This window comes from Telluribacter roseus (genome assembly GCF_017355915.2).
Classification (GTDB): domain Bacteria; phylum Bacteroidota; class Bacteroidia; order Cytophagales; family Spirosomataceae; genus Telluribacter.
This window is the reverse complement of the sequence record NZ_JAFEUV020000003.1, coordinates 49,444-65,598: the sequence shown is the minus strand read 5'-3', so window position 1 is coordinate 65,598 and position 16,155 is coordinate 49,444. Positions and strand designations below refer to the sequence as shown.

The 16,155-nt window shown below is 51.5% G+C and carries 14 protein-coding genes and 1 tRNA gene; 10 read left to right on the top strand and 5 right to left on the bottom strand.

What is annotated here, in order from left to right:
• Positions 1-118: 118 nt before the first annotated feature.
• From JTN23_RS06470 to JTN23_RS06455, 4 genes are all read right to left on the bottom strand, one after another.
• Complete coding sequence (locus tag JTN23_RS06470; protein WP_247233214.1) at positions 119-1,309, bottom strand: glycosyltransferase; 1,191 nt, start codon at positions 1,307-1,309, stop codon at positions 119-121.
• Positions 1,310-1,435: 126 nt separating this feature from the next.
• Positions 1,436-2,731 carry an adenylosuccinate synthase gene (locus tag JTN23_RS06465; RefSeq protein ID WP_247233213.1) on the bottom strand — a complete coding sequence of 432 codons (1,296 nt, stop codon included), beginning with the start codon at positions 2,729-2,731 and terminating at the stop codon, positions 1,436-1,438.
• A gap of 138 nt (positions 2,732-2,869) precedes the next feature.
• Positions 2,870-3,376, bottom strand: coding sequence for a Fur family transcriptional regulator (locus tag JTN23_RS06460; protein ID WP_247233211.1), 507 nt, complete (start codon positions 3,374-3,376; stop codon positions 2,870-2,872).
• 96 nt (positions 3,377-3,472) lie between these two features.
• The gene (locus JTN23_RS06455; protein WP_247233210.1) at positions 3,473-5,734 is read right to left on the bottom strand and encodes a RelA/SpoT family protein; all 2,262 of its coding nucleotides are present in this window, start codon (positions 5,732-5,734) and stop codon (positions 3,473-3,475) included.
• A 173-nt stretch (positions 5,735-5,907) separates the two neighbouring features.
• Between JTN23_RS06455 and JTN23_RS06450 the strand changes: the two genes are divergently transcribed.
• Positions 5,908-5,989, top strand: a tRNA-Leu gene (locus tag JTN23_RS06450).
• Positions 5,990-6,256: 267 nt separating this feature from the next.
• Positions 6,257-7,606 (top strand): trigger factor, encoded by a 1,350-nt coding sequence (gene tig, locus JTN23_RS06445; RefSeq protein ID WP_247233209.1) that lies wholly within the window; start codon positions 6,257-6,259, stop codon positions 7,604-7,606.
• Between the two features lie 162 nt (positions 7,607-7,768).
• Here tig and JTN23_RS06440 read toward each other — a convergent pair whose 3' ends face one another.
• Positions 7,769-8,149 carry a helix-turn-helix domain-containing protein gene (locus JTN23_RS06440; protein WP_247233208.1) on the bottom strand — a complete coding sequence of 127 codons (381 nt, stop codon included), beginning with the start codon at positions 8,147-8,149 and terminating at the stop codon, positions 7,769-7,771.
• A 222-nt stretch (positions 8,150-8,371) separates the two neighbouring features.
• Here JTN23_RS06440 and JTN23_RS06435 point away from each other — a divergent pair, with 222 nt between their 5' ends.
• The 8 genes from JTN23_RS06435 to JTN23_RS06400 all read left to right on the top strand — a co-directional run bounded on the left by JTN23_RS06435 (position 8,372) and on the right by JTN23_RS06400 (position 16,127).
• On the top strand, positions 8,372-9,046 hold the full coding sequence (locus tag JTN23_RS06435; RefSeq protein ID WP_262918473.1) for a ClpP family protease: 675 nt from the start codon (positions 8,372-8,374) through the stop codon (positions 9,044-9,046).
• 321 nt (positions 9,047-9,367) lie between these two features.
• Positions 9,368-10,609, top strand: coding sequence for an ATP-dependent Clp protease ATP-binding subunit ClpX (gene clpX / locus JTN23_RS06430; protein ID WP_247233207.1), 1,242 nt, complete (start codon positions 9,368-9,370; stop codon positions 10,607-10,609).
• A gap of 76 nt (positions 10,610-10,685) precedes the next feature.
• Positions 10,686-11,507, top strand: coding sequence for an SDR family NAD(P)-dependent oxidoreductase (locus JTN23_RS06425; protein ID WP_247233206.1), 822 nt, complete (start codon positions 10,686-10,688; stop codon positions 11,505-11,507).
• Positions 11,508-11,519: 12 nt separating this feature from the next.
• Entirely contained in the window at positions 11,520-12,416 is an 897-nt protein-coding gene (locus JTN23_RS06420) for an ROK family protein (RefSeq protein ID WP_247233204.1), read from the top strand.
• Between the two features lie 111 nt (positions 12,417-12,527).
• Positions 12,528-13,214 (top strand): DUF2927 domain-containing protein, encoded by a 687-nt coding sequence (locus JTN23_RS06415; RefSeq protein ID WP_247233203.1) that lies wholly within the window; start codon positions 12,528-12,530, stop codon positions 13,212-13,214.
• 7 nt (positions 13,215-13,221) lie between these two features.
• Positions 13,222-14,022: a class D beta-lactamase gene (blaOXA, locus tag JTN23_RS06410; RefSeq protein ID WP_247233202.1), complete on the top strand. Its 801-nt coding sequence runs from the start codon at positions 13,222-13,224 to the stop codon at positions 14,020-14,022.
• Positions 14,023-14,051: 29 nt separating this feature from the next.
• Positions 14,052-14,831, top strand: coding sequence for a sugar isomerase domain-containing protein (locus JTN23_RS06405; protein WP_247233201.1), 780 nt, complete (start codon positions 14,052-14,054; stop codon positions 14,829-14,831).
• A 255-nt stretch (positions 14,832-15,086) separates the two neighbouring features.
• On the top strand, positions 15,087-16,127 hold the full coding sequence (locus JTN23_RS06400) for a methionine synthase (protein WP_247233200.1): 1,041 nt from the start codon (positions 15,087-15,089) through the stop codon (positions 16,125-16,127).
• Positions 16,128-16,155: the final 28 nt, after the last annotated feature.

Sequence of the window (16,155 nt, the reverse complement as noted above, 5' to 3'; positions counted from 1 at the left end):
TGGTCACTACTCAAAGTTAGGAATTATTACCTAATTGATAAACGTAAATGGCTGCCAAAACGATACCCTACGGCAGCTTAGGCCTGTGACAAGGTACTGTTCCGGAAGGGGTACTTGATCAATGGGCAGCCGTAGCGGTATTTTCGGCAATAACTTCCAGAATCTGCTGGGCAAACATCTGGGAAGTATTCTGCTCGGCCAGCTTACGCATGGCAGGTAGTGAGAAGGTAATGTTGCCGCGGAGGGCCTGACGAAACGCCTCACTGATGGCTACTGCGGACTCGGAGTTTACGGCTATACCCAGGGCCTCTTTTTTGACCAGAGCTCCCATGTAGCCAAAGTCAGAAGAGATGAGTGGTTTTTCGGACAGAGCGGCCCGGATGACGATCGAGCTCATGCCTACGTGCCTCTGGTAGAGCGTCAGTACATAATCCGACCCATCAAAAAGAGCCTGTATGGGAGCACCCTTGATCTCTTTGTAGTGGCAGATGATCTGCGCGTTATTCTGAATGGATGCAATGCGGGCGTCAACTACCTTACGGTATTCATCCGTAATGGGCCCCGCCAGAATGAGAGCCAGTCGGGAGCTTTCCTCAGGAGACAATAGACTAATCGCATCCAGTACGGGTTCTATGCCTTTGCGGTCATCCAGGTACCCAAATAGCAGCAGTACCTTGCGCTGCTCCTCCACCCCCAGCGTGGTTCGTAGGGCTGCTACGTCGCGGTCTGATACGTCATATCTTCTGACCGGGTCGCTGAGTGGCAGTACTTTTACCCTCGGGGCCATCTCCTGAATGAGTGGTACGGAGGATTTATCCAGGCAGAACAGATTTTCCAGAGCACTGCTGGTAAGTACCCCTTTGAGCAGCCACTTCTTACGAAGTACCACCGCTTTCTCCTTCAGCGAAGCAGTCATGCCATAATGAAAGCTGGGCCGGAAGTAAATACCCGACACCGGACAGGGCGACTTCTTACCCAGCCATATACCCAACTGGAAGAGGTCGAAGTACATGAGCATGGCGTGGGCGGGGCGAATCTGCTCAGCGTATTTGATGTACAGGTTCCACTCCGCAAAGGCGCGGCTGAGCCGGGAGGCATTTTGGGCCAGATGCAGTTCCTGTTCGGTAATTTCAACAAAATGGAGTCGGGAAGAAGCCGAATATTCGGCGGGCAGAGAGGCCGCGAGCCCCCGGGGAGTTACTACAAAGAGCTGTCCGGGTAGCTGATTGCTATACCAGTAATCAATTAGATAGGTAATATAGTCAGAATGATGCCCATTCAGTATGGTATCGAATATCAGTAATTTCATGCTGCTGCGTTCAGCCATACCAGTGCATTAACTAGGGTATGATACCCGTGGAGGCCCTGTGGACATAAACAAAAAAAAAAGCTCTGGGTTTATGAAATCTTCATAAACCCAGAGTAAAAAAGAGGACTACCCTACCAGTTTGGCCGCTTCGCGGTGAATAAGTGCCTCCCGGTCAGGACCCGTAGATATAAAGCGGATAGGAAGTTTCAGTTCATTTTCCAGGAACTCCACATAGGCGGCAAGCGCGGCGGGGAGCTCATCAAAGCTATGGATATTTTCCAGCGACTGCTGCCAACCCTCAAAGTCACGGTAGATAGGCTCAATAACCTCATCACACAGATCATGGGGCAGTTGTTCGGTCACAGTACCGTCAGCCAGACGGTAGTGCGTACATATCCGGATGGTGTCAAAGATATTCAATACATCTACCTTCATCATGACTAGCTGCGTAACGCCATTGATCATGATAGCATACTTAAGCGAGGGCAGATCGAGCCAGCCGCACCGGCGCGGGCGACCAGTCGTAGAGCCAAACTCACGACCTTCCTGACGCATACGCTCACCGGTTTCCTCCAGTAGCTCGGTGGGGAAAGGTCCGCTCCCTACGCGGGTACAGTAGGCCTTAAATATACCGTATACTTCTCCGATCTGACGTGGGGATACACCCAATCCGGTGCAGGCACCGGCCGTCATGGTGTTGGAGCTGGTTACAAAGGGATACGAGCCAAAATCAATGTCCAGTAGTGATCCCTGTGCTCCTTCGGCCAGAATATGACGGCCTTTCTGCAGGGCTTCATTCACTACGTATTCGCTCTCTACCAGAGAAAACTCCTTCATGAACTCAACCGCCGTAAAAAAGTCCTCCTCAGCCTGAGGCAGTAGCGAGCTGTAATCAAAGTTATGGAAGTCCAGTATTACCTTGTGGGCATCCACCAGCTTCTGGTACTTCTCCCGGAAGCGGGCCGACAGGATATCACCTACCCGAAGTCCCTGACGGGATACTTTATCTGAATAGGTGGGTCCGATGCCTTTCAGCGTAGATCCAATCTTGGATTCTCCCTTGGCACTTTCGTAAGCGGCATCGAGCAGGCGGTGCGTTGGTAGTATAAGCGCGGCTTTCTTGGATACGTACAGATTCTTCTTCAATTCCAGATTGAATTTCGCTAATCCTTCGATTTCCTTACGGAATATAATAGGATCCAGCACGACACCATTACCTATAATATTCTGGATATCACTCCGGAAAATACCCGAGGGAATCTGGTGCAGCACGTGCTTGAAACCATCAAATTCCAGAGTATGGCCGGCGTTGGGTCCTCCCTGAAAACGGGCCACCACCTGGTACTGGGGAGCCAGCACATCCACTATTTTACCTTTTCCCTCGTCTCCCCATTGAAGACCAAGTAATACATCAACTTTCATTTACTATCGAGATTTAAGTACAGGACGCTGACAGGAGCACGCGGCTCTATGGCACATAACAGTGCCTATCTGCATCGCATAGATATAAGTTATGTTGGAGAATTACTGTAGAATAGCGTTGATGAGTGTATTAGTGCCTTACTCTTCCGTACTCTGTCCCATTGCTTCTTCTTCGGGAACATCCTTCTTGTTTTCGCAGTTGGAACGGGTGCAGCTTCCATAAAATATAAGGGAATGATGTACTACGTTGAAGTGCAGCATCTCCCCTACCATGTTCTGAATCGACTGGATACGCGGGTCGCAGAATTCCATTACCTTATGGCATTCGGTGCAGATCAGGTGATCATGTTGCTTGAATCCATAGGACTTTTCGTACTGCGCCAGGTTTTTACCAAACTGATGCTTGGTTACCAGATCACAGTCCACCAGTACATCCAGTGTATTGTATACAGTAGCGCGGCTTACGCGATACTTCTTATTCTTCATACTGATATATAGCTCGTCCACGTCAAAGTGGTCTTCGCGCGTATAGATTTCTTCCAGTATCGCGAAGCGCTCCGGAGTCTTGCGGAGCCCCTTATTTTCAAGGTGTGCCGTCAGTATTTTCTTGGCGGCTTCCAGGTTGGCTGTACGTGCTTGTGGCATAGCTTCAAAAATCAGGTGCAAATTACGTGGTTTTTAGACGCAAATCACAGAAAGTCTAATAATCCATAACGTCTTTTGCTCAGTAGGGGTTCAATATCAGGATATGATGTTCAGGTTGGCATCAAAGCGCTGTACCTTAAAAACGCCATCCACCCGGTCCAGCTTGTTGATGAGCATATCCAGGTGCTTGGTGTCCTGAACGTACAGTCTGATATCTCCCTCAAAGACACCATCTTTGGTGTCAATGGTGATTCCCCGCATGTTTATGTGCAATTCATTGGAAATAATCCGGGTTACGTCGTTGACCAGACCCATCCGGTCCGTACCCGTAATACGCAGTCCCGCCAGAAACGCCTCTTCCTTCTGTGACTTCCACTTGGCCTTGATAACCCGATTGCCATGCTTGGACATTAGTTCCACGGCATTGGGGCAGGTAGTACGGTGGATCTTGATGCCTTCGTTGATGGTCACAAAGCCAAATACGTCATCGCCGGCAATAGGGTTACAACAGGCAGCCAGTTTGTAATCTATCTTATCCATATCCTCCCCGATCAGCAGCGTATCGCTATCTGCCTGATCGCCGTGGATTTTCTTGAGCAGCTTGGTAAAAGCCTTTCCGTCGGTTACCTCATCGGTACTGATTTTGGTCTTCCGGTCTTTGGCTTCCTTGTATTTCTTGAATTTCTTGAGCTCATCCAGCTGGATGTACCCTTTTCCGATCCGGTAGAAGAAATCCGTAGGAGTCTTACACTCAAAGAAAGCCCGAAGCTGGTTGATTACCTCATAGTTGACCTCTATACCCAGGGTCTTCAGCTTTTTCTCAGCCATCTGCCGCCCGTCTGTTTCATACCGGCGACTTTCCTCCTTAAGGTACTCCTTGATGCGGCCCCTCGCCTTGGAGGTAACCACAATCCGGAGCCAGTCCTCGTTGGGCTTCTGCTTATTGGAAGTAATGATCTCTACCTGATCGCCATTGTTCAGGACGTAGCTGATAGGTACCAGCGTCCCCCCTACCTTGGCGGCCATACAGCGGGCTCCTACCTCGGAGTGAATATCAAAGGCAAAGTCAAGGGCCGTGGCACCACGCTGCAGTACTTTCAACTCTCCCTTTGGCGTAAATACAAATACCTCTTCGGTAAACAGGTTGCTCCGGAACTCATCCAGGAACTCGATGGCCGCCGTTTTATCACCCAGTCCGTTTTCGAGCGTTTCACGTACCTGGTTGATCCACATCTCAATATTGCCGCGTACAGTGGTACTGTTGCCCTTGTACTTCCAGTGGGCAGCGTATCCTTTCTCGGCGATCTCGTCCATGCGCACGGTCCTCACCTGTACCTCCACCCACTGCCCCGTCTTGCTCATGACCGTTGAATGCAGCGACTGGTACCCGTTGGCGCGGGGCGTACTGATCCAGTCCTTGAGACGGTCAGGGTTGGGCTTGTAGTGGTCCGTAACGATAGAATAGGCCTGCCAGCACAAGGCCTTTTCGCGCTCAAACTCGGAGGGTGAATCCAGAATAATACGGATAGCGAACAAGTCGTAAATTTCCTCAAAGGGCTTGTTCTGCTTGCGCATCTTGTTCCAGATGGAATAGATGGACTTGGGGCGCCCCTTGATCACGTACTTAAAGCCGGCTTCATTCAGGTCGTGCTCTATTGGTTCCGTAAAGCGGGCAATAAACCGGTCCCGGGCGCTCTTGGTCTCGCGTAACTTGCGGGCTACAGCCCGGTAGGCATCCGGCTCGGCGTACTTAAGGTACAGGTCTTCCAGCTCCGACTTAATGGCATACAACCCCAGACGGTGTGCCAGGGGCGCATATATAAATATGGTTTCCGAGGCAATCTTCAGCTGCTTGTCACGCGGCATGCTATCCAGCGTCCGCATGTTGTGCAGACGGTCCGCCAGCTTGATAAGTATTACCCGTACATCATCCGACAGGGTGAGCAGCATTTTCCGGAAGTTTTCGGCCTGCTGTGAGGAGCCGTACTCAAACTTCCCGGATATCTTGGTCAGACCGTCAATAATCTGCGCTACTTTCTTGCTAAACAACCGCTCGATATCATCGATGGTCATATCTGTGTCCTCTACCACGTCATGCAGCAGAGCCGACACAATTCCTGTAGTACCCAGGCCAATCTCCTCCACCACGATCTGCGCTACGGCCAGCGGATGATATATATAAGGCTCTCCTGACCGCCTACGCATTTCTTTGTGGGCTTCTACAGAGGTATTAAAGGCTTTCTTGATTAGCTTAGCATCGTTATCTTTAAGAAATGGCTTCGCTGTACGTAACAGCTTACGATATCTTTTCAGTATCTCTTTACGCTCCTGCTCGAGATCAATCACAATAGCTTCCACGTCTTCATTTTGTTTCTAAAAACTCTCTACCAAAATAACGAATTACCTTACGGATTACAATAGCATTTTTTTTAACACTAAATTTTTCAAAAAAATTAGGATCATTTCTAAATATGTCTTTACCTTTGCACTCCCAAATCAGTCATCCTGCTGTCAGGAAATGATTGAAAAACGCGGGCGTGGCGGAACTGGTAGACGTGCTAGACTTAGGATCTAGTGCCGCAAGGCGTGGGGGTTCGATTCCCTCCGCCCGTACTCAAAAATGGGGTAGACGGGGCTTTAATTCCCTACTATTAAGTTGTTATTAGAACCGAATAGCTCCGTAGCACACCCGTCAAAAGCCCTCAGGACCATTTGTTTTGAGGGCTTTTTCATTTTTCATGTTTTACAAAAGCACCTCCTTCTATAAAACATGTACAAAACTAGTACCGGGAGGACGAGTACAAGGACTGTCGCTACCAGTCCGTCGGTTTAGAACTGAATTATAGGATTATTATTTTAATATAACTGCATAAATAACCAATGGAAGTTCTGTTAGAGAAGAGCTCGCCGACCACGGCTTCGCTCAGAGTGAAGCTTACCAAGGAAGACTACCAGCCCAAGGTTGATAAAACCATCAAAGATTACTCCAAGCGCGTCAATCTGAAAGGTTTCCGTCCAGGTAAGGTACCTACGCATGTCATCAACCGTATGTACGGTAAGAGCATCCTGGTGGATGAGGTAAACCACATGCTCAGCCATGCCGTGAGCGACTATATTCGTGATAATAAGCTTCAGGTAGTAGGTGATCCCCTACCCAACCGTGATCAGGCGGCCGCTATTGACTGGGATACCCAAACTGACTTTGAGTTTGTGTATGAGCTGGGTCTGGCTACTGACTTTGAGGTAGACTTCACCAACATTGCAGCCGTACCTCACTACACCATCAACGCCGATGAGAAGGAGCTGGAAAGCACCCTGACCAACCTGCGTGAGCGCTTTGCGGACAGCACCCACCCGGAGACTTCCGAAGAAGGTGATATGCTGTACGGTGAGCTGAAGCAGGAGTCGTCGGAGTTTTCGACCAAGACGGCCATCCCTACCAAGCAGCTTAATGCAGAGAGCCTGTCTAAGTTTGTAGGTGTGAAGAAAGGCGATACGGTTACTTTCGATATTCAGAACACATTCAACGATGCTTCGGCCATTGCCCACGTAACCGGCAAGAAGAAGGAAGACATCGACCAACTGGCGGGCGAGTTTACGTTTGTGATTGAAGATATTACCCGTTCAGCTCCTGCCGAACTGAACCAGGAGTTTTTCGATAAGGTACTGGGTCCTGGTCAGGCAGAGAGTGAGGAGCAGTTCCGTGAGAAAGTACTTGAAATCATCAAGGGCAACTACGAGCGTGAGTCAGAGGCGCTGCTGCGTCGCGACATGGAGCAGGCCCTGCTGAACAGCGTGGCTATTGAGCTTCCTGCCGACTTCCTGAAAGACTGGCTCGAGCGCACCAACGAAGGTAAGTTTACCCGTGAGCAGATCGAAGAGCAGTTTGATGATTTCGAGAAGTCACTGAAGCTGAGCCTGATCAAAAACAAGGTTGCCGAAGCCCATGGTATCAAAGTGGAGTACCCTGAGCTGCTCGAGTATACCCGCAACATGGTACGCAGCCAGTTTGGTATGTACGGTGATGACGATAGCATGAACGAGACCATCGACCGCATCGCGGCTGGTTACCTGGCCGACAAAGAGCGCGACAACTACTCGAACGTATTCAACCAGGTATTCGACAACAAGGTACTTGACGTAGTTCGTGGTCAGGTAGCTACCGAAGAGAAGACCATCGAAGTAAGCGAGTTTGAGCGTATCGCCCGCGGAGAAGATAAAGCAGAGTAAGCAGGAGTTAGGTTGTCAGGGATTATCTTTTAGCTTTCTCCTGATTCTGAACAACTACTTCAATTATAAAAAGGGAAAGGCCGGAGCAATGCTTCGGCCTTTCCCTTTTATGCTATATGTACCTAAGGCTCTGACCACACCCGAACACTTACCTGTGGGTACCTATTTAAATCCAATCCGTTCGCGGCTCTCCTGGGCATTGCGGACCAACGCCGCGGCCACCCACTCCTGAAACTTACGCTGCCACTGGTCCAGCGCCTGGCGGAGCCGGGAGTTTTCCAGATTCAGGCGCTGGTTTTCGCGCCGGAGCCACTCCGTTTCGGTGAGGGTAGTAGCCGACAGGCCCAGCAGGTCCGGCAGGGATACTCCTAGTACCTGAGCGATCTTCTCCAGCCGGGAGATGGTCAGTTCGGTGCGCCCCCGTTCGATATCTCCGTAGGCCGTGGTAGATATGCCCAGCATATCGGCCATATTTTCCTGTGATAATTCCTGCTGTAAGCGTAGCTGGCGCAGTCGTTCGGGTAGATTTTCAACTGTTTTCATAGCCGTGTACTTCTTTAAATGGTTAAGTAGTGATCCTGCCTTATCGGTTTTTGCGATTAATTATCAGCCTGGCCGACAAGGATAATCTGTATTAATGAGCATTTTTGTACAGAACAACGCCGGGCCGCAGAACATTCAGCCAAACTAACTCTTCCCGGTTTTAGTTGTTTTTATTAGCACTTATTTTCAACTTGTCATTTTCAAATTATTAATTCAATACTAATGAACCACGGAGACGAATTTAGAAAATACGCCGTACACCACATGGGCCTGAATGGCCTTACCGTGGACGGTTATGTAAAACACACTGTCGAAAACATGACCCGCGCCGTCATAGAAGAGCGTCCTATGAACTTCCGCGAGGTGGATGTATTCTCCCGTCTGATGGCTGATCGTATTATCTTTATGGGTACCGGCGTAGACGATAACATCGCCAATATCATAGTGGCTCAGCTGCTGTTCCTGGAGTCGGCCGACGCCAAGAAGGACATCCTGATGTACATCAACAGCCCCGGTGGATCGGTATATGCCGGTCTGGGTATTTATGATACCATGCAGTACGTACGTCCTGACGTAGCTACGGTGTGTACCAGCCTTGCGGCTTCGATGGGTGCGGTACTGCTGGCCGGTGGAGCCGCTGGTAAGCGCGCAGCCCTGCCACACGCCCGCGTGATGATCCACCAGCCTTCGGGTGGAGCACAGGGACAGTCGACCGATATTGAGATCACGGCCCGCGAGATCATCAAACTACGCGATGAGCTATACGAAATCCTGGCTAACCATACCGGACAAACTAAAGAAACGATCGAGAAAGACTCTGACCGCGATAAGTGGTTCCGGGCCAGCGAGGCCAAAGAGTACGGCCTGATCGACGAAATCCTTACCCGCGTAAAATAATAAAAGAGTTTTGGGCCCGGGCCCATCTGTATCTAACCTGTAAGGTATCCGGTCGGAGCCTTACAGGTTTTTTTATTCTACGGTACCTGGCAAGCTTGGTTAGCCGCTCAAAAAACCGGAACTTTACGAAACTTTTCCAAAGCTGCTGGGGTAATACTCCAATCATATAAAGAAAAGATATTTTCCCGGGGGCTTCTGTTTCTGAAATACAAAACAGCAGACAGGACAAATACTTGTACGACTACGTGCTGAATAGAGCCCAAGCTCACACTGGAAATTGTACTACCTGACTCTAATTATTCTATTATATAAACTGATAAAATGGCACAAGTAAGTTGTTCGTTCTGCGGACGCCGAAAAAACGAAGTCGAACTGTTACTTTCGGGTATAGATGCTCATATCTGCAATCATTGTATTCTGCAGGGGCATCAGGTGGTGATGGATGAGCTTAATCCAAAAGAGAAGAAAGAAAAGAAACCGAAGTTGCCAAAGCTCAACCTGGTGACACCGGTAGAGATGAAGCAGTTTCTGGAACAATACGTAATCGGGCAGGACGAAGCCAAACGTACCCTGGCCGTCGCGGTATATAACCACTACAAGCGTCTCAACCAGCCTGTATCGGACGATGATGTCGTGATCGAAAAGTCCAACATCATCATGGTGGGCGAAACCGGTACCGGTAAGACCTATCTGGCCCGTTCTATAGCCCGCATCCTCCAGGTGCCATTCTGTATTGCCGACGCGACTACCGTAACCGAAGCCGGCTACGTGGGTGAAGATGTCGAAACCATCCTGACCCGACTGCTGCAGGCCGCTGACTACAACGTAGAAGCTGCCGAGCGGGGTATCGTGTACATTGATGAGATTGATAAGGTGTCGCGTAAGTCCGACAACCCGTCTATCACCCGTGATGTAAGCGGTGAGGGCGTACAGCAGGCCATGCTGAAACTCCTCGAAGGCTCTGTTGTGAACGTGCCGCCCCAGGGAGGCCGTAAGCACCCCGACCAGAAGATGATCCAGCTGAACACAGAGAACATCCTCTTTATATGCGGTGGAGCATTTGACGGAATCGAGCGCCACATCGCCAAGCGGATCAACACCCGCCCGATCGGCTTCTCGGGTGACAACCGTATCATCGAGATTTTTGATAAGGGTAATCTGATGCGGTACGTAACGGCTCAGGACCTGAAATCGTTCGGACTGATCCCCGAGCTGATCGGTCGTCTGCCGGTGTTGACTCACCTCAACCCACTCGACCGCGACACCCTGAAGCGCATCCTGACGGAGCCCAAAAATGCGCTGGTCAAGCAGTATAAGAAGCTGTTCAAGATGGAGGACATCGACCTGCACTTTGAGGAAGATGTACTGGACTTTATCGTAGACCAGGCCGATGCCTACAAGCTGGGCGCTCGTGGTCTGCGGGCTATCTGTGAGTCCATCATGACCGACGCCATGTTTGAGCTGCCATCCATGAATGAAGTAAAAGAGTTTACTGTTTCGCTGGATTACGCCCGCGCCAAGTTTGAGAAATCGTCCCTGTCGCTGCTGCGCTCAGTGGCTTAATCCACTTACTATCTTACTAAGTACCCCTGCCTTTGTATTAAGGGCAGGGGTATTTTTTTAATAAACTTTCCTTATTTTGGACGATCATTTCAAAATACAGTACAACGTGGAAAACTGGCTAATCAATAAATCTATTGTTATTATCGGAGGTACTACCGGTCTGGGACTTTCAGCAGCCCGGGCCTTTGTACAGCATGGAGCCAACGTAGTAGTAGTGGGTCGTAATCCCGAAACCTGCCTCATGGCCGAAGTAGAGCTGGGACGTCAGGCCCGGGCCAAACAGGGCGATGCCACCCAACCCCAGACAGCCCTGGAGGCCATTCAGTTGTGCGTACGTGAGTTTGGTAGTTTTGATGGACTGTACCATGTAGCCGGTGGCAGCGGCCGCAAGTACGGCGACGGCCCTCTGCATGAGCTTACGCTGGAGGGCTGGAACCGTACGTTCGAGATGAATATGACCTCGCTGATGCTATCCAACCAGGCCGCCGTGCAGGCGTTTATGGGCATGAGCCGGGGAGGTACCATCCTGAATATAGGCTCGGTACTGGGGCAGTCGCCTTCGCCGCACTACTTCTCTACCCACGCCTACGCTGCTTCCAAGTCAGCCGTAATCGGGTTTACGAAGTCCACGGCTGCCTACTACGCCAAGTACAACATCCGCATCAACGTACTGGCGCCGGCCCTGGTGGATACGCCCATGTCGCAGCGGGCCTCCAAGGACGATCAGATCCTGAAATTTATCCAGCAGAAACAACCCCTGGACGGCGGACGCAACGGGGTACCTTCAGACCTCGACGGCGCGGCTATCTATTTTATGTCCGATTATTCAAAGTTTGCCACCGGTCAGGTACTCACCGTAGATGGCGGCTGGACAATCACCGAAGGTCAATACCACTAACGGGCCGTAAGCATGCGCGTCGCCATCGGAATAGACCTGGGAGGTACCAACATCAAGGGTATCCTGATCAACGAGGCTGGAGAAGTACTCAAGCAGCACTACATACCTACCCACGATGATCCCCAGGGCCTGTGGCGGGAAAACGTGAAGGACATGGTCAGGTACCTGCAAAGTTACTGGCAGGAGCCGATCAGTACCGTGGGTCTGTCGGCTCCCGGCCTCCCCAACGCGTCCAACAGCTGTATTGCCTTCCTGCCCAACCGGCTCAACGGCCTCGAAAATTATGTATGGGGCGACTACTTTGGCCTCCCTACCTACATTCTCAACGACGCACATGCCGCCCTGATGGCCGAAGCCGCCTTTGGCGCCGCACGAGACAACCGCAACGTAGTACTGCTGACCCTGGGAACGGGTGTAGGGGGTGGTATTCTGCTCAATGGCGAGCTCCACCAGGGCCTGTCGCAGATGGCTGGCCACCTGGGACACCTGTGTCTCAATACCAGCGACGATGAATGCAGCATCGTAGGCACGCCCGGTAGCCTTGAGTACGCCATCGGCAACTACTCTGTAGCCAAGCGCTCCCGCAATCGCTGTACCTCTACCTGGGAACTGGTAGAAGCCTACCGCAAGGGCGACCACTTTGCTACCTACGTCTGGCTCCAGTCGGTACGCTCTCTGGCCATAGCCCTCAGCTCACTGATCAATGCCTTCTCCCCGGAGCGCATTGTACTGGCCGGAGGCATTACCCTGGCCGACGACGCGCTGTTTGAGCCGCTCCGCTCCTTTCTGGATATCTATGAGTGGCGACCTGGCGGTAAGCAGACGCCCGTGGTGCAGGCCCAGTTTGGCGATATGGCGGGTGCCATCGGGGCGGCCAGTTTTGCCCTTAGAAAGCGTAGTGAGAAGTAAGTCCCGGAGTTGCTAATCAATCAGGTGTATGGATATAAATCTAACGATCTTACTACGGTGAGAGCTAAGCTAAAACCACTACTTTGGATACTACGCATAGGTGTGCTATCCATGCTACTTTACCTTTTTATTGATGGTCAGACCAGAATTGACTCACTCCTGTTCTTACAGAAGTACTCTAAGGAGGACCTTTTATACTTTGCAGATGTGGGATTTGGGTACCCGGATAAGGTAAAAAGGTGGGACCAGACAATAAGGGTAAGCATAGCTGGTTCCTGTAGCCGTCAAGACAGTGCAGAGGTAGCCAAAGTCGTAGATGAACTATCGAAGATCATAGCTTTCCCAAAGATAGTACTTACCAGGGAGGAGGGGAATGTGCAGGTCCACTTTCCCGATTCAGAACGTGAATTTGAGGCTAGCAAGGCTGCAAAAGACCTTGGAGTAGATGTAGATGGCTTCGCTAGCCCTACTTTTTCAGTAACAAACAAGATAAAGCAGGTGGAGATCCATCTAAGTCCACTCTTGAAAGACAGACTTAGAAACGCTATACTCAGGCATGAGTTCTGCCATGCCCTAGGGCTAGGAGGGCACTCAAGGAGGTACTACCATGAAGAGCACCTACTAGGTAGACTTAACATTCCAAGCCTCGAGAGCGCTGAGTTATTAGATAGTAGTCCGGCAGTTATACCTGCCGCTGATACAAGGGCCCTACAACTACTGTACGAAAAAGATATGCCCACTGGCTTAAAGAGATCTAGCTTCGAGGTTCAACTCGCAGAACTCGGAATAAAACTATAATAGAAAAATGTACGTAGCCATTAAATATTTACTAGTCATAGCAGGCTTGTCGCTGGTTAGCCTGGTAGCCTCCGCCCAGACTCAACTCCCCTACGACAAGTACTTTCAGGAAGCGGGCGTAACCGGTAGCTTCAGCCTGTACGACCTGGGCAAAAAGCAGTACTTCACTACTGACAAAGCTGAATTCAGAAAAGGTACCTCTCCCGCCTCGACTTTCAAGGTACCAAACACCTTTATTGCGCTGGAAGAAAAGGCCGTGAAAGACGAAAATGAAGTACTGAAGTGGGACGGTACCCAACGCATGGTACCCGCCTGGAACCAGGACAACGACCTGAAGATGGCCTACAAGAACTCGACGGTGTGGTTTTATCAGGAGCTGGCCCGGCGCATCGGAGCAGATAAGTACAAGAGCTACCTCAAGAAGCTGGACTACGGCAATCAGGATATAAGTGGCGGCCTGACGCAGTTCTGGCTGGGAACGAGTCTGAAGATTTCGCCCGAGGAACAACTCAAGTTCCTGCAGAAGATACACGCCCAGTCGCTCCCGTTCAGCGAGCGTACCTACCGGATCGGCAAAGAAATCATGGTGGAAGAACGCACTGACGCCTATACCCTGCGCGCCAAGACCGGCTGGGCCGAAGTAGACCCATCCGACATTGGCTGGTACGTGGGCTACGTAGAGTCGAAGGGGAATGTCTACTTTTTCGCCACCCGCATCTATAAGCCCCTTGACCAGAAGATGGAAGACTTTGGTCCAAAGCGCAAGACAATCACCCGTCAGATCCTGCAGGAGCTGAACATCATCTAATTACAAGTCCTATAACCTTACCTTTCATAATGAACGTTATTCAACAGTACCTATCTAAGAGCCGTTCCCTACTCGATACCATAGAACAACAGCAGCAGGCTATTGAGCTCGCGGCCCGCTGGTTTGCCGACTCCATCCTGGCCGGACGCATGGTACATGTGTTTGGAAGTGGCCACAGCCGCATCATGGTAGAAGAGATGTGGCCCCGCTACGGCTCTTTTCCCGGCTTCAACCCTATCGTAGAGCTATCGCTTACTTTCCATAACCTGGTAGTAGGGGCCAACGGCCAGCGGCAGGCGATGTTTCTGGAGAATGTACCCGGACTGGCCGACCGCATCCTGCGCAACTTCGACTTGTCGGATCAGGACACGGCTCTGGTGATCTCTTCCAGCGGCTGCAATGTAGTACCCATCGAGATGGCCGAACTATTCCAGCAGCGCGGAGTAAAAGTAGTAGCCCTCATCACCAAAGAACATTCCGACCAGAGTACCTCCAAACGAGCCGATGGCCGCAAACTGAGTGACTTTGCGGACCTGGTACTAGATACCGGCGCACCCGTAGGTGATGCTATGGTACAGATACCGGGGCTGGACACGCCCGTAGCGCCCGGAAGTACCCTCGGAGGTGCCGTACTGGTCAACTGCCTCAAGGCCGAAGTAGCGCGCCTGCTGACCGAGGCAGGGCAGCCGCCCAAAGTACTCAGCGCCGGAGCCGTCGTAGGAGCTGAGCGCGCCGTAGAACTGTTCGAAGCGGCTTACGACGAACACGCCCACCGCCTGGCCCGGCTGTACGCCAACGTAGGGAAGTAGCTGTTAGCTAAGAGCTATTAGCTTTTAGGTATTAGCTTTTTCAACCGCAGGAAAAAGCTACTATCTGAAAACCTGGCCTGTGGAGACACAGGCCAGGGAAAAGTTACTATCTTTTTGTAGTTACGATAGCGATAAAGCAGCAATCCAGAACGAGCCACACCTACCTCTACAAAACACTATTACCTACCTGATAAACAGATTATAAGTACCTAATTCCTAACACCTGAAAACCTAACCCCTTACTACCTATACCCCATGCAACCTATACCCATACGTACCACCGTGATCGGCAGCTACCCGTTTCCGGGCTGGCTGGAGTTCGCTTCGCAGAACCTGGACCGCTTTGGACTGGCCGACGTGGAAGAAATGATTGAAGATGCCGTCGTAGCCGCTGTTCATGACCAGGTCGCGGCGGGACTGGATGTAATCTCCGACGGGGAGCAGACCCGCTTGGACTTCAACCTCTCCTTCTACGGATTTCTGAAAGGGATAGTACCCAACCACGCCGAAACGCGGAAATTCGGACCACCGGCCCACGACCAGCGCGGCAAGCACAGCGTGGTGGAGCCTCTCACCGCTCCGGGCGGACTGGGAGCTGTGGCCGAATACAGACGCCTCCGCCGCCTCGCCCCGCAGGGACCTACCCTAAAGGCCTCCGTACCCGGCCCCTATACCCTCAGCGGCCGGATGATCCCGGACGGTGATCTATACAAAGACCGCTACGACCTGACCGAAGCACTCCTGCCCATTGTACGCAAGGAGCTGGAAGACCTGGTAGCCGCAGGCTGCACCGAGATCACCGTAGACGAGCCCTCCATGAGCTGCTACGCCTATAAGGAAGACACCCGCCGCTTTGTCGACATCTTTAACCGTACGGTAGCGCCTATCGTGGGCAAGTGCCGCCTGTCCACGCACCTGTGCTTCGGCAACTTCAAGGGACGGCCCGTAGGCTATCGTAAGATTCACCCCATGCTGCCCGACTTCCTGGACCTGAGCGTGGATGAAGTACACGTAGAAATGGCCAATCGCGAGTTTGACGAGCTGGCGCTGATTGCGGAGTTTGGGCAGAGGATGGATGTGGCCGTAGGGATTATTGACGTCAAGAACTACTACGTCGAAAGCGTAGCTGACGTAGCGGAGCGCATCCGCCAGTGCCTGAAACATTTACCCGCCGAAAAGCTGGCTATCGCTCCCGACTGTGGCCTCAGCCAGACCGCCCGCTGGGCCTCCCGGCAGAAACTGACTAACATGTGCGCCGGTGCCCGGCAGGTCAGGAAGGAGCTGGGATTGGAATAGCCCTAAACAGTCTGGCACTAAATCGGTT